We start from the raw sequence: 22,468 nt of genomic DNA on the forward strand, positions 1-22,468 counted from the left end.
GGACCCTGGCCGACGGCTGGGCCTACGCCCGACTCTATGAGTCGACCCGCCAACGCAACGACGCCCTACCCGGCTGGCTGCACTTCTACAATCACCACCGCGCTCACTCCGCCATCGGCGGCCAGCCACCAGTCACCAGGCTGACCAACCTCCCTGGACATCACACCTAGACACAGCCGGGCGGCGGCTCACCCCACCAGCGCCGCCAGCGCGGCGGTCAGCTCGGCCCGTGTCCCGGCCGCGTAGCCGACGACCAGCCCTGACGTGCGGGGCGTGCCCTGGTGGTAGTCGGCCAGCCCGCGCACGGCGACGCCGCGCCCGGCGGCCGCCGCGATCGCGGCCCGCTCGCCCTCGGGCGGACGGAGCACCAGGTGCGCCCCGGCCGGGTCCCCGTGGACCGCCCAGCCCGCCGCGCGGGCCGTGTCCAGCACCTGCGCCCGTCGCTCGCGGAGCTCGCGGCGCAGCCGTCGCAGGTGCCGGGACAGGTCGCCGCGCACGGCGAGCGCGGTGAGGACGAGCTGCCCCGCCGGCGACGGCCGGGTGCCGGTCCGGGCGCGCAGGTCCCGCCAGGCGTCGACGACGGCGGGTGGCGCGACCGCCCAGCCGACCCCGAGCGTCGGGCTGAGGATCTTGCTCGCCGTGCCCAGGTGCACGACGTGGCCGGGCGCGAGCGCGGCCAGCAGGGGCAGCGGGGCGACGTCGTAGCGCAGCTCGCCGTCGTAGTCGTCCTCGATGACCAGGAGGTCCTCGGCGCGGGCCCGCTCGACCAGGGCGACCCGGCGGGCGGCGGAGAGCCGCACCGCGGTCGGGAACTGGTGCGCGGGGGTGGTGTAGACCGCCGCACATCCGGCCGGGACGGCGTCGACGACCAGGCCGTCGTCGTCCACGGGCACGGCGACGACCCGCAGCCCGGCGGCGCGCAGCGCGCTGACCGCCCGCGGACACCCCGGTTCCTCCACGGCGACGGTCGCCCCCGGGGGCAGCAGCCGGGCCAGCTCCGCGACGGCGGCGGAGGTCCCGGCGGTGGCCAGCACGGTGTCCGCGGGCGGGGTGAGACCGCGGTGGCGCAGCAGGTGCCCGGCGATGGCCTCGTGGAACGGGGTCAGCCCGTCGGCGCGGGGGCGGTCGTCCGGGGGTGGGTCGGCGGCGGCCCGCCAGGCACGGCGCCACATCGCGGGGTCCAGCGCCGCGACGCACGGCCGCCCCGGGTCCAGCACCGACGGCTCGGCCCGCGGCCGGGGCCCGGTGGTCGCGGCCGGGCCCGTGGGGGCGGGCCCGGGGACCGCGGTCACGAACGTCCCCGCTCCGACCCGGCCGGTGACCCAGCCCTCGGCGAGCAGCTGGTCGTAGGCGGCGGCGGTGACCGTCCGGGACACCCGCAGCGTCGTCGCGAGCCCGCGGGTCGACGGGAGCCGGTCCCCGGGCCGCAGTGCACCGCCGGCGGCCGCTGCGCGCAGGGCGTCGGCGAGCTGGACCGCCAGCGGGGTCGCCCCGGCGCGGTCGAGGACGATCGGGAGATCCGGCACAGTGGCCTTTCGTACAGGGACGGAAGTGGCCGTTCCAGGATGCCACTGCTGCCGGTCATGCTCGGGGTGTGACGCTCTCCCCCACCACCCGCAGCACGCTGGGCCGCAAGCGCGACCGGGCCGCCGTCGACCGGGCCGACCTGCACGCGGTCCTCGACGACGGCCTCGTCGCCCACCTCGGTTTCGTCCGCGACGGCGCACCCGTCGTCCTCCCGACCGCCTACGGCCGCGACGGCGACACGCTCTACCTGCACGGCTCGTCCGGGGCCCGCTACCTGACCGGGGACACGCTGCCCTGCTGCGTGACCGTGACCCACCTCGACGGCATCGTGCACGCCCGCGCGCTGATGCACTTCTCGATGAACTACCGCAGCGCCGTCGTCCACGGCGACGCCCGCCGCGTCACCGGTGACGACGAGCGTCTGCACGCACTGCGGGTGATCGTCGAGCACCTGGCCCCGGGCGCCTGGGACCACGCCCGCCGCCCGGACCGCCGGGAGCTGGCCGCCACCGCGGTGTTCGCCCTCGACCTGGCCGAGGCGAGCGTGAAGAGCCGCACCGGGCCGCCGTCGGACGACGACGCCGACGTCGCCGCTGGTCTCGCCTGGGCCGGTGTGGTGCCGCTGCGAACCGTCGCAGGACCTCCGGAAACCGCGCCTGACCTGCAGGGACACCGGCCGGTCCCGGACCACGTGCGCGACCGCCGTCACACCGGAGGGTGACGTAGCCTCGGGGGCTCCGACGCAGCCCTCACCGCCCCCGAGGAGGACTCGTGACCCCCGTCGTGCTGCCCGACATTCCGCTGCAGGACGTGTCGCTGATGCCCGACTGCGTCCAGGACGCCGGCTCGTGGTGCGCCACGCTCTACCGCTGGACCAGCAACGACTTCCTGGCCCAGCACGCGGACACCCTGGTCAGCAAGACCGTCGCGATCACCGTGATCGTCGTGGTCGCGGTGCTGTTCCGCTGGCTGGCGCACCGGGCGATCGGGCGGATGGTCGACGGCGCCACCAACGGCCGGTTCACCGCGCTGGTCGGCCGGGCCCGCCGATTGCGGCCGGGCGGCCGTGGGGCCGCAGCCCCCGCGGACCCCGGCACCCAGCGACGGGCGCAGCGGGCACGCACGATCGGCTCGGTGCTGCGGTCGATCGTCTCGGCGGTGGTGCTGCTCGTCGCGGTGATGATGGTCATGAACGAGCTCGGCTACCCGCTGGGCCCGCTGCTGGCCGGCGCCGGGGTGATCGGGCTCGCCATCGGTTTCGGTGCGCAGAACCTGGTGCGCGACTTCCTGTCCGGCATGTTCATGCTGCTGGAGGACCAGTACGGCGTCGGCGACGTCGTGGACGTCGGGGAGGCCGTCGGCACCGTCGAGGCGGTCGGCCTGCGGATCACCACGATCCGCGACATCAAGGGCACCGTCTGGTACGTCCGCAACGGCGAGATCCTGCGCGTGGGCAACATGAGCCAGGGCTACGCGGTCGCGGTGGTCGACCTGCCGATCGCGCACCACGCCGACGTCGAGGAGGCCACCGAGCTGGCCGGGAGGACCGCCACCGAGCGCGCCGCCCAGGACGACATCGCCGGTGACGTGCTGGAGGTCCCCGAGGTGCTCGGCGTCGACAAGATCGGCCCGGAGGGCGTCACGCTGCGGATCACCGTGCGGGTCAGCCCGGGCCGGCAGTGGGCGGTGCAGCGCGCGCTCAACGGCGCGATCACCGACGCCTTCGACGACCACGGCATCCCCCGGCCGATGGTGTTCCCCGGCGCGGCCCTCGACGGCCCGACCCAGAAGCAGAACTGACGGATCCTGGGAGACTGGTCGGCGTGAGTGCACCGCAGAACTTCTACGCCGAGGTGGGTGGCGCGCCGGTCTTCCACCGGATCGTCCACCGGTTCTACGAGGAGGTCGCCCGGAACGAGGTGTTGCGGCCGCTGTACCCGGAGGAGGACCTCGGCCCGGCCGAGGAGCGCCTGCGGCTGTTCCTGGAGCAGTACTGGGGCGGCCCACGCACCTACTCCGACCAGCGCGGACACCCCCGGCTCCGGATGCGGCACGTGCCGTTCAAGATCGGCCCGATCGAGCGCGACGCCTGGCTGCGCTGCATGCGGATCGCCGTCGACGAGGAGAACCTCTCCCCGGAGCACCACGACCAGCTGTGGAACTACCTGCAGTACGCCGCGGTGAGCATGCAGAACTCCGAGTTCTGACCCCGGTAGGGTCATCACCACTCAGCGTGACCGTTCACCCGCTCTTCCTGCGGCCGTTCGAGTGATGTTCGGACGCTTTCCGGGCTGGTTCACCGCCGAACGTGACCGAACGCGTCCGGGCTCGTTGGACGGATCGCCGCCCCGGTACGTCGAGCGGCTCGTAGTCACCCGTCTTGGGGGTTCATCGTGAGCGTCTCTCCCGCACCGTCCGGTCCGCATCGGCACGAGCCGGTCAACGGGACGTCGCGGCACGCGCACCGCGGCGGTGACGCCGGGGCCCACCCCGACCGCCTCGACGGCGAGGACGGCTCGTGGTTCACCGTCGTGCTGCGCGGCTACGACCGCGGTGAGGTCGACACCCGGCTGGCCGAGCTCGACCACCGCATCCACGACGAGATCCGCCGCGCGGACGCCGCCGAGCAGTCGCTGTCCGCGGCCCGCGCGCAGATCCGGCGGCTGCAGGAGCAGCTGGAGAACGACTCCGCCGCCCGGGCCGGCGAGGAGCGCGCCGAGGAGGCCGGGTTCGGCCGGCGCGTCGAGCGCGTCCTGCAGGCCGCCGAGCAGGAGGCCGCCGAGCTGCGCGGGCGCGCGGCCGACGAGGCCGCGGAGATCGTGGAGCGCGCCCGCCGCGAGGCCGAGGACCGTCGTTCCCGCACCGAGGAGGCACTGCTCGGCCGCGCCGCCACCCTGGACCGCGAGTTCACCTCCCGCAGCAGCTCCCTCGACGACCGCGAGCGCGACGCCGACCGCCGCGAGCGCGATCTCGCCGAGCGGGAGCGCACCGTGTCCGACCGGCTGTCCGGCGTCCACACCGAGGCCGAGCGCATCCTCGCCGACGCCCGTTCCGACGCCGAGCAGACGCTCTCCGCCGCGCGCGCCGAGGCCGCCGCGCTGCTGCGTGACGCCGAGCAGGGCGTCGGGGAGCGGCGGTCGGCGGTCGTGCGCGAGGTCGAGCGGCTCGCCGCGCTGCGCGACGACGTCCGCGAGGAGCTGACCCGCGTGCAGCGCACCCTCGCCGAGGAGCTGGACCGTGAGCCGGTCTCGGCCGCCCTCGACGACGCGCTGTTCGGCCCGGCGCCACTCTCCCCGCCGGCCCTGCTCTCGTCGTCCTCCCCCGCTTCCTCCCCGGCTGCTGCTCCGGACGGGGACCCGATCGCGTCGGTGTCGGAGCTGGGCTCCCGATCGCCGATCGACCCCGTCGACCCCCTCTCCGGGTCGGTCGCCGACCACGGCACCGACCACGGCACCGACGACGACGAGGCGCCCGTCACAGGTTCCCTGCTCCTCGGCCCCGGGCGCCGCCCGGCCGAGGAGGACGCCGACAGCACCACCGTCGGTCGCATCCCGCCGATCTCGCTCACCTCGATCGGGGTCCTCCCGTTCGGTGATCTCGGAACGGGCCGTGACCAGCCCCGGACCAGGACGGACGCCGCAGGTGGGACGACCCGGACCTGGCGGGGGGCGACCGGGGTCCGGGCCCGGGACGACGCTCGCGATAATCGAATCGTTATGTGCACCCGACCGCCGCAGAACGCATGACGTCGGCGCCCGGTCACCCGGGCCCCGACGACCGCTCCCCCCGGCGTGCCGACGGCCCGCCGGGCCCCGATCCGAACCCCGACGGGCTCGGCGAGGCGATCCGGACCGGCCGCGTGCCGGTGGTCCCCGGCTCCCTGGTCGATCTGGTCATGCGGTCGGGTTCCGGGGAGGAACCGGAGCGGGAGGCCACGTCCGAGGACGACGGCGCCCGGCGCGAGCCGACCCCGACGGGCTTCACCGAACTGGTGTCCCGCGACGGCGGTCCCGCGCCCTCGGCGCGTCCGTCCCCGGGTCCGCGGCCCGCCGCCCCCGAACCGCCGTCGGATCCGGGTGACTACGCCGATCTCGGCGACCTCGGCGACGACCCGTTGGGCGTCGGCCCGCTGCCCGACGACCGCGGCGACGACGGTCTCGACCCCCTGCACACCCCGGCGGACCGCTTCGCGCCGCCGCCGTCGTTCGCGCCGGACTCACCGGACGGGCCGGCGACGCCCGCGGCGGACGGCGCTCCGACGCCGCCCCGGCCCCGTCCGGTGGACGCTGCTCCGCCGGATCCCCGGCCCGGTCCGTCGGACTCCTCCCGGGCGGACGCCCCGTCGGATCCCGAGCCCGCACCGGAGACGGGGAGCCCCGTCACCGGGCTCGGCGGGAACCGGTCGGACCCCGCCGCCACCCCGGCGGAGGGCGGCCGTCGCACCGACGCCGGCCCCGGGCCGGACGGTGTGCCGGTCACCGAGCCCGCACCGACCGTCGTCCCCCCGATCGCGCCCACCCCGCGGCCGCTCGGTGACGACGCCCGCCCCGCCGCGGGCCCCATCCCGAACCAGGACCCGACGCCTTCGCCCTCGGCCGGGGACACCACGGGCCCCGGCGCCACCGGGTCCGACGACGGGGGCCGGGACACCGCGGAACAGCACACCGCGAAGCGGTGGCCGCCGCGCCCGGCGCGCGGCAGCGCCGACGGCCCGGAGACCGACATCCTGCCCCCTGGCGCGCTGATCGGGCACTACCCGAACACGGACTCCACCGACGGCCGGGCCGAGCAGCCGCCCGCGCGGCCCTCCATCCCGCCGTCCGGGAGCCGTCCGACCATGCCCGGCCAGCGGCCCCCCGCCCCCGCGGGCCCGGAGCGACAGCAGGCGCCTCGTCCGGCGATGGGTGGTGTCCCGTCCGGTCCGGCGATGGCCGGTCTGTCGGGCAACGACCTGTTCGCCACCGTCGGCGGCGACCCGGGCAGTGGCTTCGGCCGGCTCCCGAGCCGCGCCGACGACCCGCGGGACTCCCGCACCGACGGCGCGGCCGCCACCCCCGACGCGGACCGCCTCTCCCCCGACGACGTCGACCTCGCCGACTCCCCCCGGGACGACTCCCTCCGCGACAGCTTCATTCGCGACGGCTCCGTCCGGGACGGCTCCGTTGACCGGGGCGACGTCCCGGGCCCGGCAGCCGGTGCGTTCTCCGGACCGACCCGGACCGGGGCGTTCCCCGGCCTCGGCGCGGGTCCGGACGAGCGGCCCGGCGGGCCGGAGACGAACGGGTACCCCGACGGTCGGCCCGGCGGGCCGGGCACCGGCGGGTACCCGGCCGGCCGGCCGGAGCGACGGGGGGCCGGCATGTCCCCGGCCGATCGCGCCGGTGGACAGGGCACGGGCACGCACCCCGTCGGCCGACCGGATGGACGGGGCCCGGGGCCGTATCCGACCGACCGGCCCGGCGGCCCGGAGACCGGCGGCCGCCCGGACGGACCCGGTACCGCCGTCCACCCGCAGAACGGACCCGGCGCCCCCGGCACCGGCACGTTCCCCGCGGGCGGTGGTCCCCGCCCGGCCCCGCGCGACCCCGGCGCCCGCTCCTGGGCGCCCGCCCCGGACCGCCCCGGCCCCGCGGGACCGGACGGTCGGACCGCAGCGCGACCGGACCCCGCATCCGACACCGCGTCCGATACCGAGACCACCGTGGTCCTGCGGGCCGTCGGCACCGACGACGGGCCTCCGACGCTGCGGGGCCTCGCCCCGGCCGCCGGACACCCGGACGCTCCGGCACCGGCGGACGGCACCGCCGGTGCGTCGGACCCGGACCAGCCGGACGCCGCGACGACCAGTCGCAACGCCGCCGCCGCGGCCTCGGTCGGGGCCGTCTCGGTGGCCGCCGCCCGCGCCGCGTCCGGCCGCGACGGCACGATCGAGGACACCGGTGAGAGCACCGCGGTCCAGCCCGCGGCCGCCGAGGCCGCCGCCCACGCCGCGGCGACCGGGGACAAGCCGGTCGTCCCGCGCCACGAGGCGATCATGTCGGCGAAGCCGCGCAACGGCCGTCGCAGCCCGTCCGCGGCCGGGCTCGCGATCGCGCTGGCGATCGTGCTCCTCGGCGCACTGACCCTGTGGGCGATGCTGTCGCCCAGCACGTCCACCCCGGGTGCGAACGCGACCCGGCCGGCCGTCTCGGCCGGCCCGGGGACGGGACCGCGGCCGGAGGTGGCCGCGGCCGGGACGAGCCTGGCGCAGCCGACGGTGCGGGCGACCGTGCAGGTCGCCGGCGCCCCGGTCGCCGTCGCGGCCGCACCGGACGGCGCGACGGCGCTCGTCGTGGTCCGCGACGCGAACCGGCTCGCGGTCGTCGACACCGCGACCGACGCCGTCACGGGTGAGATCGGGCTCCCGGCCGCGCCCCAGGGGCTGGTGACGTCCCCGGACGGCACCCGTGCCTACGTCAGCACCGGTGGGCCGGGCGGCGGGCAGATCGCCGTCGTCGACGTGCCGGGGCGGACCGTCGTCGGCACGGCGGCCGTCGGCGGGGATCCCGGTGCGGCCTCGGTCTCCCCCGACGGCCGGTTCCTCTACGTGCCGTCGCGCACGGACGGCACCGTGCAGGAGCTCGACCCGAACGCGGGCACCGTGACCCGCACGGTGCCGGTGTCGCGCGACCCGTACGCCGGCGCCACGAACGCCGCGGGCGACCGCGTCTACCTCGCCACCCGCGGCGCCGACCAGCTCACCGTGCTCGACCCGGACAGTCTCACCGTCCTCGGCAGCTTCCCGGTGCGCGGCGGCGCGGAGTCCCTGGCCGTCAGCCCCGCGTCCGTGCCGCGGACCATGGTCGCGGTCGGCGGGCCGGAGTCCGGGACCGTGATGGTCCTGGACCCCTCCGACGGGCGCGAGATCGCGACCGTGCAGGTCGACGGCGGCGCCACCGGCATGGCCTTCGCCCCCGACGGCCGTCACCTCTACGTCGCGACCCGGCAGGGTCTCGTCACCGTCGACGCCGGGACCTGGCAGGTCACCGGCACCACCGACGTCGCCCCGAACCCGACCGGGGTCGCCGTCGCCCCCGACGGCCGGACCGGCTGGGTCACCGGTGACGGCGCGGTCAGCGTCCTGAACCTGACCTGAGCAGGTCCCCGCGGCGGGAACGGCTCAGGGCGCCACCGACAGCGGCAGCGACACCACGCGTCGCTTCACCACCGCCCCGTACCGGGCGTCGAGCCGGATCCACGACCCGGAGGCGGACACCCGTACCCGGGGGCCGTCGGTCTCCTGCGGTGCCGAGCCGAGGAACCCCATCCCGGACATCGCGAACAGCACCCGCATCGGCACCGTGACCGGACGGCCCTGATCCGGCGGGGACACCGTCAGCACCGTCTGGTCCAGCAGCGACGCCGGCGGGCCCATCGGGCCCGCGTGCTCCCGGGCCAGTGCCAGCCCCCGGTCGGCGAGCTCGTCGAGTTCCGCGGCGGGGACGTCGTCGACCCGGGACCAGCCGTCGTCGGGCGGGAGCTCGTCGAGCCACGGCGCGGGCGGGCCGGGGTCGACCGCGGCGGAGCGGTCGACGGCCAGCGCCGTCAGCAGCGTCGACGCCTGCGCGGTGACCGGCACCGCCGGGTCGAGCTCGCCCGCCACGGAGCGGGTCACGAGCACGTCGAACGGCGTGCGGGCCCACGCGGTGACCCGGCCGACACCCGCCGTGAGCCGGACGGCGGCGGTCTGGTCGAGCCGGGCGACGCGGGCGGTGAACGCGCCGAGATCGTCGCGCTCGGTCGCGTCCGCCAGCCGCAGGGTCACGACACGTCTCCCAGATGACGCTTCAGGAAGTCCCGCTCGTCGGCGGTGAGCCGGCGGACCCGGTTCGCCCCGAGGTCGTAGAGGGCCATCCGGGTCCACGCGGTGACCGCGACCGGGTCGTCCGCGCCGGGCCCGTCGTGCAGGGCGTAGTCGAGGACGAACGACGCCGCCCGCAGCTCCCGCACGGTGATCGCGCAGCGCAGCGGCTCGGGCCGCCATGGCAGCTGCCGCTTGTAGTCCACGTGCAGCCCGGCGACGAGCAGCCCGGAGGAGAACCCGGCGAGCCCCTCCCGCCCGGCGGCGGTGAAGGCCAGCGCGACGCGGGCCTCCTCGATGAGCGTGACGATCCGGGCGTGGTTGACGTGCCGGTAGGCGTCCTGGTCGGTCCAGCGCAGCGGGACCTCGGCGACGAATGCGGTCACGAGCGCCCCTACCTGGCCAGCCCGCGCAGCTGACGCGAGATCACCGACAGCGTCGCGAGGTCCAGCGACGCCGACGCCCCGATCTCCTCCAGCGCGCTGCGCGCCCGCGACAGCTTCGAGGCGTTGGCCTGCTCCCACGCGGCGATGGCCTCGTCGACGTCGGTGCCGGGCGGGGTCTCGCGCAGCGCGTCGAGGGTGATCGAGCGCAGGGAGCCGTAGAGGTCGTCGCGCAGCGCGAGCCGGGCCAGCGCGTGCCAGCGGTCACCGCGGTCGAGCCGGGACACCGCGGTCAGCGCCTGGTCGACCCCGAGGTGCTCGGACAGCGCGTAGTAGAGCCGGGCGACCTCGGCGCCGGGCCGCGGCTCGGCCTCCCGGTCGGACAGCTCGACGAGCTCGACGACGTCGAGCAGCCCGTAGGCGTAGAGCGACAGCGCCGCCGGGTCCACCATCTCCGCGGGGACACCGCAGTCACGCAGCTCCGCGGCGCGGGCCTGCACGGCGTCGAGCTCGCGGCCCTGCAGCAGCTCGGGCAGCTGGGCCCGCAGCTCGGCGATCGGCCCGGCGAACCGGTTGATCTCGGCGCCGACGGCCAGCGGCTGCGGTCGGTTGGTCAGGAACCAGCGCGACACCCGGTCCAGCAGTCGTCGCGACTGCAGGACGACACCGTCGGCGACCGCGACCGGGACGTCGGCCCGGCGGACCGCGTCCCACAGCGCGGGCAGCTCGAACACCCGGGTGGCGACGGTCCAGGCGCGCACGACGTCGTCCGGCCCGGCGGAGATCTCCTCGCCGAGGCGGAACGCGTAGCTGATCCCGGCCCCGTCGACCATCTCGTTGACCAGCGAGGTGCCGATGATCTCCCGGCGCAGCGGGTGGTTGCGCACGGCGTGGCCGAAGCGTTCCCGCAGCGGGTGCGGGAAGTAGGCGGGCAGCGTGGGCGCGAACGCGGGCAGGTCGGGCAGGTCGGTCTGCAGCAGCCGGTGGGTCAGGTCCAGCTTGGTGTGGGCCAGCAGCGTCGACAGCTCGGGACCGGTGAGGCCGAGGCCGGCGGCGGCGAGCCGGGCGAACCCTGCCTCGTCGGGCAGCACCTCGAGGGTGCGGTCGAGCCCGGTGCGCTCGGCGAGGTCGGTGACCATGCGGGCGTGCACGGCGACCATGCCGGGCGCGTGTGCCCTGGCGACCCCGAGCACCTCGTTCTGCGCGACGTTGTCGGCGAGCACGAGGTCGGCCACCTCGTCGGTCATCGACGCGAGCAGCTCGTTGCGGGCGTCGCGGTCCAGGGTGCCGTCGGCGACCGGGCGGTCCAGCAGGATCTTGATGTTGACCTCGTGGTCGGAGCAGTCGACGCCCGCGGAGTTGTCGATGGCGTCGGTGTTGATCCGGCCGCCGAGACCGTCCGGGCCGCCGTGGCGGGCGAACTCGATCCGCCCGCGCTGGGTGAGCCCGAGGTTGCCGCCCTCGCCGACGACCCGCACCCGCAGGTCTCGGCCGTCCACCCGGATGGCGTCGTTGGCCTTGTCCCCCACCTCGGCGTCGGTCTCGCCGGACGCCTTGACGTAGGTGCCGATCCCGCCGTTCCACAGCAGGTCGGCGGGGGCGAGCAGGATCGCGTGGATCAGCTCGGGCGGGGACATCGCGGTGACCGTGTCGGCCAGCCCGAGCGCGGCGCGCATCGCCGGCCCGACCGGCACCGACTTCGCGGTCCGCGGCCACACCCCGCCGCCGGCGCTGATCAGGGAGGTGTCGTAGTCGGCCCAGGAGCTGCGGGGCAGCTCGAAGAGCCTGCGGCGCTCGGCGTAGGAGGTCGCGGCGTCCGGCGTCGGGTCGACGAACACGTGCCGGTGGTCGAACGCGGCGACGAGCCGGATGTGGGGGGACAGCAGCATCCCGTTGCCGAACACGTCGCCGGACATGTCACCGATGCCGACGACGGTGAACTCCTCGCGCTGGGTGTCGACGCCCAGCTCACGGAAGTGCCGCTTGACCGACTCCCACGCGCCGCGGGCGGTGATGCCCATGGCCTTGTGGTCGTAGCCGACCGAGCCGCCGGAGGCGAACGCGTCGCCCAGCCAGAAGCCGTAGGACTCGGCGACGGAGTTGGCCAGGTCGGAGAACGTGGCGGTGCCCTTGTCCGCGGCGACGACGAGGTAGGAGTCGTCGCCGTCGTGGCGGACGACGTCGGTGGGCGGGAGCGTCTCGGTGGAGCCGTCGGCGCGGGTCAGCAGGTTGTCGGTGACGTCGAGCAGCCCGGAGATGAAGGTCCGGTAGCAGTCCCGGACGTGCTCGGGCGCCGGTGCGGGCCGGCGCACGACGAACCCGCCCTTGGCCCCGACCGGCACGATGACGGCGTTCTTCACCGCCTGGGCCTTGACCAGGCCCAGGACCTCGGTGCGGTAGTCCTGCTGGCGGTCGGAGAAGCGCAGGCCGCCACGGGCGACCGGGCCGAACCGCAGGTGCACACCCTCCACCGCGGGCGAGTACACGAAGATCTCGAACCGCGGACGCGGCAGCGGCATGTCCGGCACGGCGGCCGGGTCCAGCTTGAAGGAGAAGAACGGGCGGCCCCGGAACCAGTTGGTCCGCAGCGTCGCCTCGATGACGGCGAGCAGGCCCCGCAGGATGCGGTCGGCGTCGAGACCGGACACCTCGTCGATCAGGGTGGTGACGTTCTCCAGGGCCCGCTGGTGGGCGGCCTGTCGCTCGTCGGGGTCGGCGGTGGCCGGGTCGAACCGGGCCCGGAACAGGGTGATCAGCCCCTGGGCGACCTGCGGGTGCGCGACCAGGACCCCGGCCGTGTACTGGAGGGTGAACAGCCCGCCGAGCTGGCGGGTGTAGCGGCTGTAGGCCCGCAGGACGGCGGCCTCGCGCCAGTGCAGACCGGCCCGCAGGACGAGCGCGGAGAACCGGTCGGACTCGGCGTCACCCCGCCAGGCGGCGGCGAACGCCTCCTCGAAACGACGACCGGCGTCCTCGACGGTGACCGTCGGGACCGCGGGCGCACCGGCGGGCTGCGGGGGCCGGAGCCCGAAGTCGTAGAGCCAGCAGCGACGGCCGTCGGGGCGGCGGAACTCGTAGGGCCGTTCGTCGACGACCTCGACGTCGAGCTGCTGCAGCAGCGGCAGTACACCGGTGAGGGTGACCGGGTCGTCGCCGACGTAGAGCGCGAACCGGATGTCGCCCTCGACACTGCGGTAGAGACGCAGGTCGAACGCGTCCTCGCCCTTCTCCCCCAGCGTCATCAGCCGGCGCAGGTCCTCGACGGCCCGCAGCGGGGTCACCGTGGCCTTGTAGGACTCGGGGACCCCGGCGAGCATCGGGCGGGCGGCGGGCCCGGCGTCTCCGAGCGCGGCGACGAGCAGGTCGTCCCAGGTCCGGGTCGCCTCGGCGACGTGGTCCTGCAGCTCGGCCAGGTCCACCGTGGGCGGTTCGGCGCCGGGGTCGGTGGTGATCGTCAGGTGCAGCAGCGCCAGCTCGGCGTCGCCGACCTGGGCGGTGTAGCTGACGTCGGTGCCGCCGAGCCGGGTGCGCAGGATGTCGGTGATCTTGAGCCGGGTCGCGGTCGTGTAGCGGTCGCGCGGCAGGTAGACCAGGCAGGACAGGAAGCGCCGGTACGGGTCGGGGTGCACGAACAGGCGCACCGCGCGGCGGGCGCCCGCCTCCAGCACACCGACCGCGGTGTCGTGCAGGCGTTCCTGCGACGAGGTGAACAGCTCCGCGCGGGGCAGCTGGGAGAACACCTCGAGCATCTGCTGCCCGGAGTAGGAGTCGGCCGGGAAGCCCGCGCGCCGGATCGCGCCGCGGATGCGCCGGGCGACGACGGGGATGTCCAGGACGGACTCGTGCCGGGCCGGCACGGTCAGCATCCCGAGGAAGCGGTGCTCGCCGGTGACGGTCCCGTCGGCGTCCCGGGTGCGGACGCCCACGTAGTACGGGTGCACCGCGCGCAGGACCCGGCTGCGCTCGCTGGCGCGGGTGAACAGCAGCAGGCCCGCGGGGTCGGCGGCGCCGGTCTCCTCGGGGAGGAAGACGTTCGCGCCGGCGTCGCCGGGGCGCAGCACCCCCAGGCCGGTGTCGGTGTCGGGCCGCAGCTGCCCTTCCGGGCCGCCCTCGCCGTCGGTGCGCCGGGAGTAGTGGCGGTAGCCGACGAACACGAAGTGGTCGTCGACGAGCCAGCGCAGCAGGTCGGCGACCTCGGCCGGGTGCACGTCGTCCTCGTCGGCCTCGACAGCCGTGGCGGCACCGGCACCGGAGAGGTCGTCGGCGAGTGCGCGGGCGCGCAGGGTCATCGCGGCGGTGTCGTCGACGACCTGCCGGACCGCGGCGAGGGTGCGCTCCAGCTCGGCGTGCAGCGCGTCCGGGTCGAGATCCCCGGAGGACACGACGTCGACGTGCATCCACGACTCGACCGAGGCCCCCTCGGTGGGGTCGGTCGGGTCGGCGTCGGTGTCGACGCCGGTCAGCGTGCCGTCGGCGGCGCGGTGCACGACCAGGATCGGGTGCACGACGCGCCGCGCGGTCCCGCCAGCCCGGCCGATCCCGGCGAGCACCGACTCGACGATGTAGGGCATGTCGTCGGTGACGATGTCGACCGTCACGGCGTCGCCCCCGCCGGTGGTCACCCGGACGGCGGCCCGGCCGGGTTCGCGGTGCGCGCCGAGCCCGAGGTGGGTGTCGACGACGGTCGCCGGGCCGGGCAGCTCCGTGCCGCCGGCCGTGTCGGTCTCGGGCGTGTGCCGGGCGTAGAGACGGACGAGGTCCGCGGCGGCACCGCTCCCGGGGCGGGGATCACCGCCCGGCCCGTCGGTGCTCGTGGTGTTCCCGGTCTGCCCCGTCGTACCGCTGCTCACGATCCACTCCGGCCCCGTGCGTGTGCTGACGGCAGTCACCCTATCCCGCGGTACCGACGCCACCGGCGGACCGCCGACGGCCGCGCCCGCGACGACCGGGCGAGCGGTTCCCCGCGTCCGGTCAGATCTCGCGGTAGGCCGCGAGGGCCCCGGCGAGGAGATCGGCGAGGCCCATGTCCTCGGGGATCGCGGCGGGCTCGGACGGAGAAGGTGTCGCCGGGGTGCCCGGCGTCTCGTCCGTCGGTGACGACGTCGTCCCCAGGCGTCCTGTCGTTTCCGGACGCTCGGTCGTCCCCGAGTGCTCGGTCGTCCCCGGGGACTCGGCCTTACCCGGGTACTCGGCCTTCCCCGAGCGCTCCGTCGTCCCCGGGCGCTCGATCGTCCCCGGCTCCGTCGCACCCGTGTGTTCGGCTGTCGCGGATGGCGCATCGTCCGAGGTCGCGGGGGTGTCCGCCTCGGCGTGCTGTGGATCGGTCGCCGGACCGTTCTCGGTGGTGGATCCGCTCGCGGTGTCCGGACCGTTCGCGGGGGACGCTCCGTTCGCGGGGGACGGTCCGCTCGTGGCGGCGCCCTCGTCGGTCGCCGGAGCGACGACGGCCGGCGCGCCCCGCACGACGGTCGGTCCGGTCGCGGTACGCAGTGTCCAGGTCCCCGCGCCGCTCCCGTCGGGCTTCCTGGACGCACTGTGCGCAGCGCTGTCGTGCCGGTGGCCACCGTCCCGGACGGAGGTGGTCCCGTCCCCGTCGAACAGTCCTGCGGTCCCGTCGTGTCCGTCGTCGGGCGGCGCGGTGGCGTCCCGCCCACGACGACGGGGCAGCGCGGACTCCCCAGCCCCGTCGTCGACCCCGGACCACCGCACCGGCAGTCCGGAACGTTCCCGGGCCGGGCCGTCGTGCCGGGAGGCGGCGCCGTCCGTCCCGGGGAGGTCGAGGTGCGCCCGCACGGCCTCGGCGAGGCGCCGGTCCGGTTCCGGAGGCAGCGCGAACCGGGTGTCCAGCGGGTCCGGTGCCGATGTGCGGTCCACCGGGGCGGAACCGCCCCACACCTGTGACGTCGTGGTGCTCTCCGGGTCGGTGGAGTCCGTGCCCGCCGCGCCGCGGCCGGACGGGGCCCGGACGGCCTCGTCCCCGGTGATGGGGCGCGGCTCCCCGGCGCTCCCGGAGGCACGATCCGGACCACCGGGGCCGGGGCCGGCCAGGTCCCGGACGGTCCGGTCGGGCGTCGTCGGGACCCCGACGGGTCCGTCGGAGCGCCGCCGCCCGCCGCTCCCGGGCCGGACGGTGAGACCGACGGCGCTCAACGACGTCGCCGCGTCGCCACCGGCCCGTCGACGCCCACCCCGGCCCGCGCCTCCGCCGGTCAGGTCCAGCGGTGTGGCCAGTGCCGGCCCGGCGACCGGCTCCGGGGCCGACGACCCGCCGCCGTCCGACCGGTCAGCCTCGGCGTTCTGTGCCGTGGCGGAGTGTCCGTCGACCCGGTCCCGGAACGGGGGGGCCTCGGGGAGGGGCGCCGGTGTGTCCGGCCCGGTCAGCTCGGTGACGATCTCCTCGCCCTCGACACCGTGCGGGCCGACGGCCTGCATCCGCAGGGACGTCCCCGCCGGCAGCCCGCCTCGGCGCACGCGGGCGCCGAGGTGCGTCGCGAGCGACCGTGCCCAGAGCAGGACGGTGACGTGGTCGACGTCGGGCAGGGTGACCCGCACCGTGTCGTCGTCGCGACGCGTGGTCCCCGACGGGGGAACGAGCCGGCGGGTCCGGACGACCACATCGTGCAGGGCCCCCACCGCCGCCGTGCCGGTGACCGTCTCGAGATCGCCGTCGACGAGGTCGAGGACGATCGACCGCTCCGCCGGACCCGGTGGCCCGGTCGGGGTCGCAGGGGCGGTCGGGGTCGCAGCCCGGCCGGTCTCCGGAGCACGGGTCCCGTCGCGCCCGCTCGCCCGACCGGTGGGCGTGCCGGCGTCGGCGGGGGGCGGCTCGGGCGCCGCCCGATCGGCGACGACGGTCGGCTCCGGAACGGGAGATCCGTCCCGGTGGTCGCCGGTGCGGCCTGGTTCGTCCGCCGGATCCGCGCCGTGGTCCTCGCCGGACCGGTGGGCCCCGTTGCGTCGTGTTCCGTTCCGTCGTCCGGACTCGGCCGGGACGTGGGCCCCGTTGCGGGGCACGGCGGGAGGCGGCTCGGGGGTACGCCACTCGGCCAGGAGGGCGTCGGCGAGCGGTGAGCCACCTGCAGCGTCGGGTGTCCACGACGGACCGGTCCACGAGGGATCCCGAGGTGCCCTCGACACCGGCCCGTCCGTGAGGAGACCGGAGATGCCCAGCGGGTCGGCAGGGTCGATGCCCGTGGGTCGTTCGCGGCCGCTGCTCGTGGTGCCGTCGGCCCCACGGTCGGCTGCCCCGGCTGCCTCCGCAGGGCCCGCAGGGTCGGGTCCGGTCGCCTCCGTGGTGCTCGTCGTGTCCGGACGGGCTGTCCCCGGGTGCCCGGTGGTGTCCGGCGTGTCGCCCGTCTCCGCGGGGTCCGTGCTGTCCGGCACAGCAGCCGTCTCCGCGGGGCCCGTCGTGTCCGCGGGGCCCGTCGTGTCCGCGAGGCTCGTCGTGTCCGTGGGGATCGTCGCGTCCGCGGGGATCGTCGCGTCCGCGGGGATCGTCGTGTCCGGCGCACCGGTCGCCGCCGACGCGCCTGGTGCGACGCCGGCGTTGCCGGTACCGCGACCGTTCCGGTTCGCGCCGGCGGACCGGTCCACGGCACGGTCGTCGCGTGACGGATCGGCAGGTCCGGGACCGTTCGCCGGGCCGGGGCCCAGGAGCAGGCTTGCCGAGGGCGCCCAGCGCAGCGGGAAGTGTCCGGCTCCGGGCAGATCGTTCGCCGGACGGCCATTCGCATCCCCGGGTCCCGCGGCGCCGTCCTTCCCGGGCCGGGCCGGCCGGTCGTCCCCGGCCCCGCCCGAACGGTCGTCCCTGCTCGGCGTACCGATGGAGCGATCGTCTCCGGGCCGATCGCCGGCAGGGTGGCCGTGGTCGGACTCGGTGGGTCCGGCTCCGGCGGGTCGGTCGGTCCCGACCTTCGCACCGACCGATCGGTTCCCGACCGGCGTCCCGGTGGGCCGCTCGTCCCCGGCCCGCTCGTCCCTTCCGGACGGCGACACGGCCCTGCCGGAGCCGGTCCCGGCGAGACCGCGCTCCGACGCACCGCGACCGGCGTCCTCCCTGGCCCCGGCACCGGGCCCACCCCTCGGGGCACCGGCGACGGTGCCTCCGGCGGCAGCCGGACGCTCCGCGGACGCGGCCGGCGCTCCGCCCGTACGCGGGAACGGGGTGGGCCGCTCGGCGGTGGTGGTGAGGACGTCCGCGAGCGGCAGCAACGCCGCCATCGCGGCGCGGAAGCGCGTGCCGCGGTCGCGATCGATCTGGTCGGCCTCCATCGCGGCCCGCATCGCCTCGAGGGCATCGCGGTACCGGCCCGAGCCCTCGTGCAGCTCGGACTGGGCGGTGCGGCAGGCCGCGACCAGCGCGGGGACGCCCGCCTGTTCGGCGCCGTCGGCGGCCTCCACCAGGGCGCGGGCGGCGTGGTCCGCGCGGCCCGCCTGCACCCGGGCGAGCGTGAGCCGCAGCAGGACGCCCTGACGACCGGCGTCCGCGGCGTCGCGCTGCGCGGCGGCCGCGGCGACCGCATCGGCCGGAACGTGCCCGGAGTCGAGCAGGGCAGTGATCCATTGGCTCAGCAGCGCCGCGGCGAGGTGGGTCGACAGGGGGCGGGCCCCGGGCCGTTCCGGCGTCCAGCCGAGCTGGGCCAGGCCGCGCAGCGCGCGGTCGACGGCGGCGTCGTGTTCGCGCCGCGCCCGGTGGACCGATCCGACGACGAGGTCCGCGTACGCCGCGGGCTCACCACCGAAGCCGGACCCGCAGGAGTCGACGTCGCTGCGCAGCCGCTCGAGTTCGGCGGCGGAGGCCCCGGCCAGTGCGCAGCGCACCTCGACCGCGAGCCGGTCGAGGCGCAGCAGCCCCGGGTCCTCCCCCGGTGCGTCGTCCGGCAGTCCGACGACGAGCGCCCGGGCCGCCTCGAGCTCACCGTCGGCCTGAGCGACCCCCGCCAGCTCCACCCGCAGACGAGCGCCCTCGGGGCGGGTGAGCACCTCGGTACCGGGCGCGCGGAGGGGGACCGGGACCGTGGTGTCACCCGCGGTGACGTGACCGGTCACCCCGGCGACGACGGCGGTGGCGACGTCACGGGCGTCCCCACCGGCGGCGTGGCCGTCGAGCAGCCAGCCCGCAGCCTGCAGCCAGCGCAGATCGTCACCGTCTGCGACGGCTCGCCCGCACGCCTGCTCGGCCAGCTCCGCGGTGAGCAGCGGCCGCTGCCAGCGCAGGGCCGCCGCTGTGCGCAGCTCGGCCGTCGTCGCGCCGGCGGCCCGACCTCCCAGGTCGGACGTCACATCGCCTCCCGTGAGTGACACCACCGTCCGGACCTCCCGGCGAGCCGGTCCCCCGTCTCCGGGGACCGGACCGACCGGATGGCGAGGTCCGGACCGGACGGTGATCAGTCGCGGGTGAGCTTACGGTGGGTGACCCGGTGCGGTCGCGCCGCCTCCGCGCCGAGCCGCTCCACCTTGTTCTTCTCGTAGGCCTCGAAGTTGCCCTCGAACCAGAACCACGCGGCCGGGTTCTCGTCGGTGCCCTCCCACGCCAGGATGTGCGTGCAGGTCCGGTCGAGGAACCAGCGGTCGTGGGAGATGACCACGGCGCAGCCGGGGAACTGCTCGAGCGCGTTCTCCAGCGAACCGAGGGTCTCGACGTCGAGGTCGTTCGTCGGCTCGTCGAGCAGGATCAGGTTGCCGCCCTGCTTGAGCGTCAGCGCCAGGTTGAGCCGGTTGCGCTCACCACCGGACAGGACCCCGGCCGGCTTCTGCTGGTCCGGACCCTTGAACCCGAACGCAGCGACGTAGGCGCGCGACGGCATCTCGGTGTTGCCGACCTGGATGTAGTCGAGTCCGTCGGAGACGACCTCGAAGACGGTCTTCTTCGGGTCGATGCCGCCGCGGTTCTGGTCGACGTAGGACAGCTTGACCGTGTCACCGATCTTGACCTCGCCGGAGTCCGGGTGCTCCAGCCCGACGATCGTCTTGAACAGCGTCGTCTTGCCGACACCGTTCGGACCGATCACACCGACGATGCCGTTGCGCGGCAGCGTGAAGGAGAGGTCCTTGATCAGCTGGCGGCCGTCGAAGCCCTTGTCGAGGTGCGAGGCCTCGACGACCTGGCTACCCAGACGCGGGCCCGGCGGGATCTGGATCTCCTCGAAGTCGAGCTTCTTGTGCCGCTCGGCCTCGGTCGCCATCTCCTCGTAGCGGTCGAGCCGCGAGCGGCTCTTCGCCTGACGGGCCTTCGGGTTGGAGCGGACCCAGGCCAGCTCCTCCTTCAGCCGCTTCTGCAGCTTGGCGTCCTTCTTGCCCTGGACGGCGAGGCGCTCGGCCTTCTTCTCCAGGTAGGTGGAGTAGTTGCCCTCGTAGGGGAAGGTGCGTCCCCGGTCGAGCTCGAGGATCCAGCCCGCGACGTTGTCCAGGAAGTACCGGTCGTGGGTGACCGCGAGGACGGCACCCGGGTAGCTCGCGAGGAACTGCTCGAGCCACAGGACGCTCTCGGCGTCGAGGTGGTTGGTGGGCTCGTCGAGCAGGAGAAGATCGGGCTGGGACAGCAGCAGCTTGCACAGCGCGACGCGTCGGCGCTCACCACCGGAGAGGTGGGTGACCTGGGCGTCCCCGGGCGGGCAACGCAGCGCGTCCATCGCCTGCTCGAGCTGGGAGTCGATCTCCCACGCGTCGGCGTGGTCGAGCTCCTCCTGGAGCTGGCCCATCTCCTCCATCAGCTCGTCGGTGTAGTTGGTCGCCATCTCCTCGGCGATCGCGTTGTACCGGTCGAGCTTGACCTTCACGTCGCCGAGGCCCTCCTCGACGTTCCCGAGGACGGTCTTCTCCTCGTTGAGCGGGGGCTCCTGCTGGAGGATGCCGACCGTCGCACCGGGCTTGAGGAAGGCGTCGCCGTTGTTCGGGTTCTCGAGCCCTGCCATGATCTTGAGGACGGTCGACTTCCCGGCCCCGTTGGGGCCCACGACACCGATCTTCGCCCCCGGCAGGAAGCTGATCGACGCGTTCTCCAGGATGACCTTGTCGCCGTGCGCCTTACGCACGTTCCGCATCGTGTAAATCAGATCCGCCACGATGCGATGGTAGATCGGGCCGGCTCAGCCGCTCGAGGCCGGTGCGGTCGTCAGCCGCGCGAGCTCGTCGACCTCCGCACTCTCTGCCTCGTCCAGCACGTCGTCGTACCCGTCGTGGTCCGGCGCCTCGGTCGGCGGGACTCCCCACCGGGTGACGGCGTCATCGGTGTCGCGGACCGACGGAACCGACGGACCTGCCTGCACCGACGGACGTGGCGCGACGGCCGCCGGGGAGAAGCGGATGTCGAGCCCGACGCTCGACGGCTCGATCCGGATGCTCTGCCGCACGTCGCCCTCCCGGCCGGTCCACTCCTCGACGTACATCCTGCCGATGACGATGACGCGGTGCCCCTTCTCGAAGGTCCGTACCGCGTGCTCGGCCAGGGTCCGCCAGCACGTCACCGTGTAGTAGGTGCAGGTGACGTCGTAGTAGGTGCAGGTGACGTCGCGCCACTGCTCCGTCATCGGGTCCTTGCGTCGGTGGTTCACCGCGACCATCAGGTCCGTGACCGGGATGTTGTTCGCGGTGTAGCGCAGGACGGGGGTGCGGGTCAGGTTGCCGACGATGGTGGCGGTGTTGTCGCTCATCGGATCCTCCGGAGCTCTCGGGTGCGTTGTCCCATGAGCTTGACCCGCCCACGCCCCGTCGACGGGGTCGCTTCGCTGTCTGTGGACAACTCCGCCCATTGGGGATGAGTGGCCCCACCGGCCGGGAGGAGTCACGGAAACTGTCGGACCAGCGTGCCGGCCCTGGCCTCTCGCCTACCCCGACACGTCCAGCGTGGTGGCCGACACTCCCGTGAGCAGCGACGACGACGGCCGCAGGGAATCCTCACGTCGTGGATCTCCGATGGGCCCGGGTGCACGCAGGACCCTCCTCTCCACCGGAGCGGCACCGACGCGCGTCCACCACCCTCATGGTCCGGTCGCGCCGGACGAGAGCCTCTGTTCGCACAGAACTGAGATGCCGGGATCAGCGGAGTACCTGGTGCGATCCCCTGGTATCGCGCTGACGGGGTACGTCACGGAGCTGCGCTACGACCGGCCCTCATGGTGGCCCTGGCGATGGAGCCGGGCAACCAGAAGGGATCGGTCACCGGCGCACGGGCAAGGCCGGCAGCACAGCAGGATCTACTGCGCCCACGCTGATCGCCGGAGCACCGTGCCGCAACCACACATGGCCTGGAAAGCGTGCGGGGCCTGGCCGACGGTTTCTCGTGTGTCGACGACGCCGTGGGTGCCGATCTCTGAGGGCTGTGGTGGCTGGTGTTGCCGCCGGCGGTTGTTCTCCGCCGGCTGGGGGTGGCCTCACGACCGAGACTCCGCCCGTGTGTGCTCTGTCGGCCCTGGTGTGTTCTCTCGTTGGCGGTGCGGAGTCACAGCACGGCCGACGGTGCAGAGTCGGGGTGGAGCAGCGTGGTCGGTGGAGCAGCGCCCTCGATGGAGCATCGTTGTCGGTGGAGCATCGTTGTCGGTGGCCCGGCGTGGTCGGTGGGCCGGGGGTCACCGTGGCCCAGGCTCCCGGGCCGAGTCCCCGCCCACTCCCGCCCCGCCCCGCCGCGCCTGTCGTCCCGGTCCGGGTGCGTTCGACCTCGCACACCGTCCTACGACCTCGCAGACCCTGCAGAGGATACGAGGTCACAGAAACCTGTGCG

General features: G+C 75.2%; 13 protein-coding genes. 6 read left to right on the plus strand and 7 right to left on the minus strand.

Translation table 11 applies throughout. The features are described 5' to 3' along the window. The coding region (locus FVA95_RS22885; RefSeq protein WP_149662779.1) for an integrase core domain-containing protein at positions 1 to 170 on the plus strand (170 nt) is incomplete at its 5' end. 18 nt (positions 171 to 188) lie between these two features. Here FVA95_RS22885 and FVA95_RS22890 read toward each other — a convergent pair. Further along, positions 189 to 1,526 (minus strand): PLP-dependent aminotransferase family protein, encoded by a 1,338-nt coding sequence (locus tag FVA95_RS22890; RefSeq protein ID WP_149665994.1) that lies wholly within the window; start codon positions 1,524 to 1,526, stop codon positions 189 to 191. Between the two features lie 68 nt (positions 1,527 to 1,594). Between FVA95_RS22890 and FVA95_RS22895 the strand changes: the two genes are divergently transcribed. The 5 genes from FVA95_RS22895 (at position 1,595) to FVA95_RS22915 (ending at position 8,662) form a co-directional block, all read left to right on the plus strand. Next, complete coding sequence (locus tag FVA95_RS22895; RefSeq protein ID WP_149665995.1) at positions 1,595 to 2,248, plus strand: pyridoxamine 5'-phosphate oxidase family protein; 654 nt, start codon at positions 1,595 to 1,597, stop codon at positions 2,246 to 2,248. Between the two features lie 98 nt (positions 2,249 to 2,346). Then, complete coding sequence (locus tag FVA95_RS22900) at positions 2,347 to 3,327, plus strand: mechanosensitive ion channel family protein (protein ID WP_149666003.1); 981 nt, start codon at positions 2,347 to 2,349, stop codon at positions 3,325 to 3,327. 23 nt (positions 3,328 to 3,350) lie between these two features. Beyond that, positions 3,351 to 3,734, plus strand: a complete 384-nt coding sequence (locus FVA95_RS22905; RefSeq protein WP_149665996.1) for a globin — start codon at positions 3,351 to 3,353, stop codon at positions 3,732 to 3,734. A gap of 186 nt (positions 3,735 to 3,920) precedes the next feature. Then, positions 3,921 to 5,273 (plus strand): hypothetical protein, encoded by a 1,353-nt coding sequence (locus tag FVA95_RS22910; protein WP_149665997.1) that lies wholly within the window; start codon positions 3,921 to 3,923, stop codon positions 5,271 to 5,273. Continuing rightward, complete coding sequence (locus FVA95_RS22915) at positions 5,270 to 8,662, plus strand: hypothetical protein (RefSeq protein ID WP_149665998.1); 3,393 nt, start codon at positions 5,270 to 5,272, stop codon at positions 8,660 to 8,662. Before FVA95_RS22910 ends, FVA95_RS22915 begins: the two co-directional genes overlap by 4 nt. A 24-nt stretch (positions 8,663 to 8,686) precedes the next feature. Here the strand turns inward: FVA95_RS22915 and FVA95_RS22920 are convergent, their stop codons facing one another. The 6 genes from FVA95_RS22920 to FVA95_RS22945 all read right to left on the minus strand — a co-directional run bounded on the left by FVA95_RS22920 (position 8,687) and on the right by FVA95_RS22945 (position 21,401). Continuing rightward, positions 8,687 to 9,331, minus strand: a complete 645-nt coding sequence (locus tag FVA95_RS22920) for a hypothetical protein (RefSeq protein ID WP_149665999.1) — start codon at positions 9,329 to 9,331, stop codon at positions 8,687 to 8,689. Continuing rightward, positions 9,328 to 9,753 (minus strand): thioesterase family protein, encoded by a 426-nt coding sequence (locus FVA95_RS22925; protein WP_020628053.1) that lies wholly within the window; start codon positions 9,751 to 9,753, stop codon positions 9,328 to 9,330. The genes FVA95_RS22920 and FVA95_RS22925 overlap by 4 nt, the downstream gene beginning before the upstream one ends. 8 nt (positions 9,754 to 9,761) lie before the next feature. Further along, on the minus strand, positions 9,762 to 14,603 hold the full coding sequence (locus FVA95_RS22930; RefSeq protein ID WP_370460879.1) for an NAD-glutamate dehydrogenase: 4,842 nt from the start codon (positions 14,601 to 14,603) through the stop codon (positions 9,762 to 9,764). Between the two features lie 118 nt (positions 14,604 to 14,721). Further along, on the minus strand, positions 14,722 to 19,032 hold the full coding sequence (locus FVA95_RS22935; protein WP_149666001.1) for a hypothetical protein: 4,311 nt from the start codon (positions 19,030 to 19,032) through the stop codon (positions 14,722 to 14,724). Positions 19,033 to 19,136: 104 nt separating this feature from the next. Further along, positions 19,137 to 20,813, minus strand: a complete 1,677-nt coding sequence (gene ettA / locus FVA95_RS22940) for an energy-dependent translational throttle protein EttA (protein WP_075307698.1) — start codon at positions 20,811 to 20,813, stop codon at positions 19,137 to 19,139. A 24-nt stretch (positions 20,814 to 20,837) separates the two neighbouring features. After that, entirely contained in the window at positions 20,838 to 21,401 is a 564-nt protein-coding gene (locus tag FVA95_RS22945) for a single-stranded DNA-binding protein (protein WP_161992397.1), read from the minus strand. Positions 21,402 to 22,468 lie beyond the last annotated feature (1,067 nt).

It is taken from the genome of Pseudonocardia sp. EV170527-09, assembly GCF_008369905.1.
Lineage (GTDB): Bacteria > Actinomycetota > Actinomycetes > Mycobacteriales > Pseudonocardiaceae > Pseudonocardia.

Bases quoted from the DNA above. Each gene is read 5' to 3' on its own strand.
- FVA95_RS22945 (WP_161992397.1), bottom strand. From the start codon at position 21,401: ATGAGCGACAACACCGCCACCATCGTCGGCAACCTGACCCGCACCCCC.
- FVA95_RS22900 (WP_149666003.1), top strand. From the start codon at position 2,347: ATGCCCGACTGCGTCCAGGACGCCGGCTCGTGGTGCGCCACGCTCTAC.
- FVA95_RS22915 (WP_149665998.1), top strand. From the start codon at position 5,270: ATGACGTCGGCGCCCGGTCACCCGGGCCCCGACGACCGCTCCCCCCGG.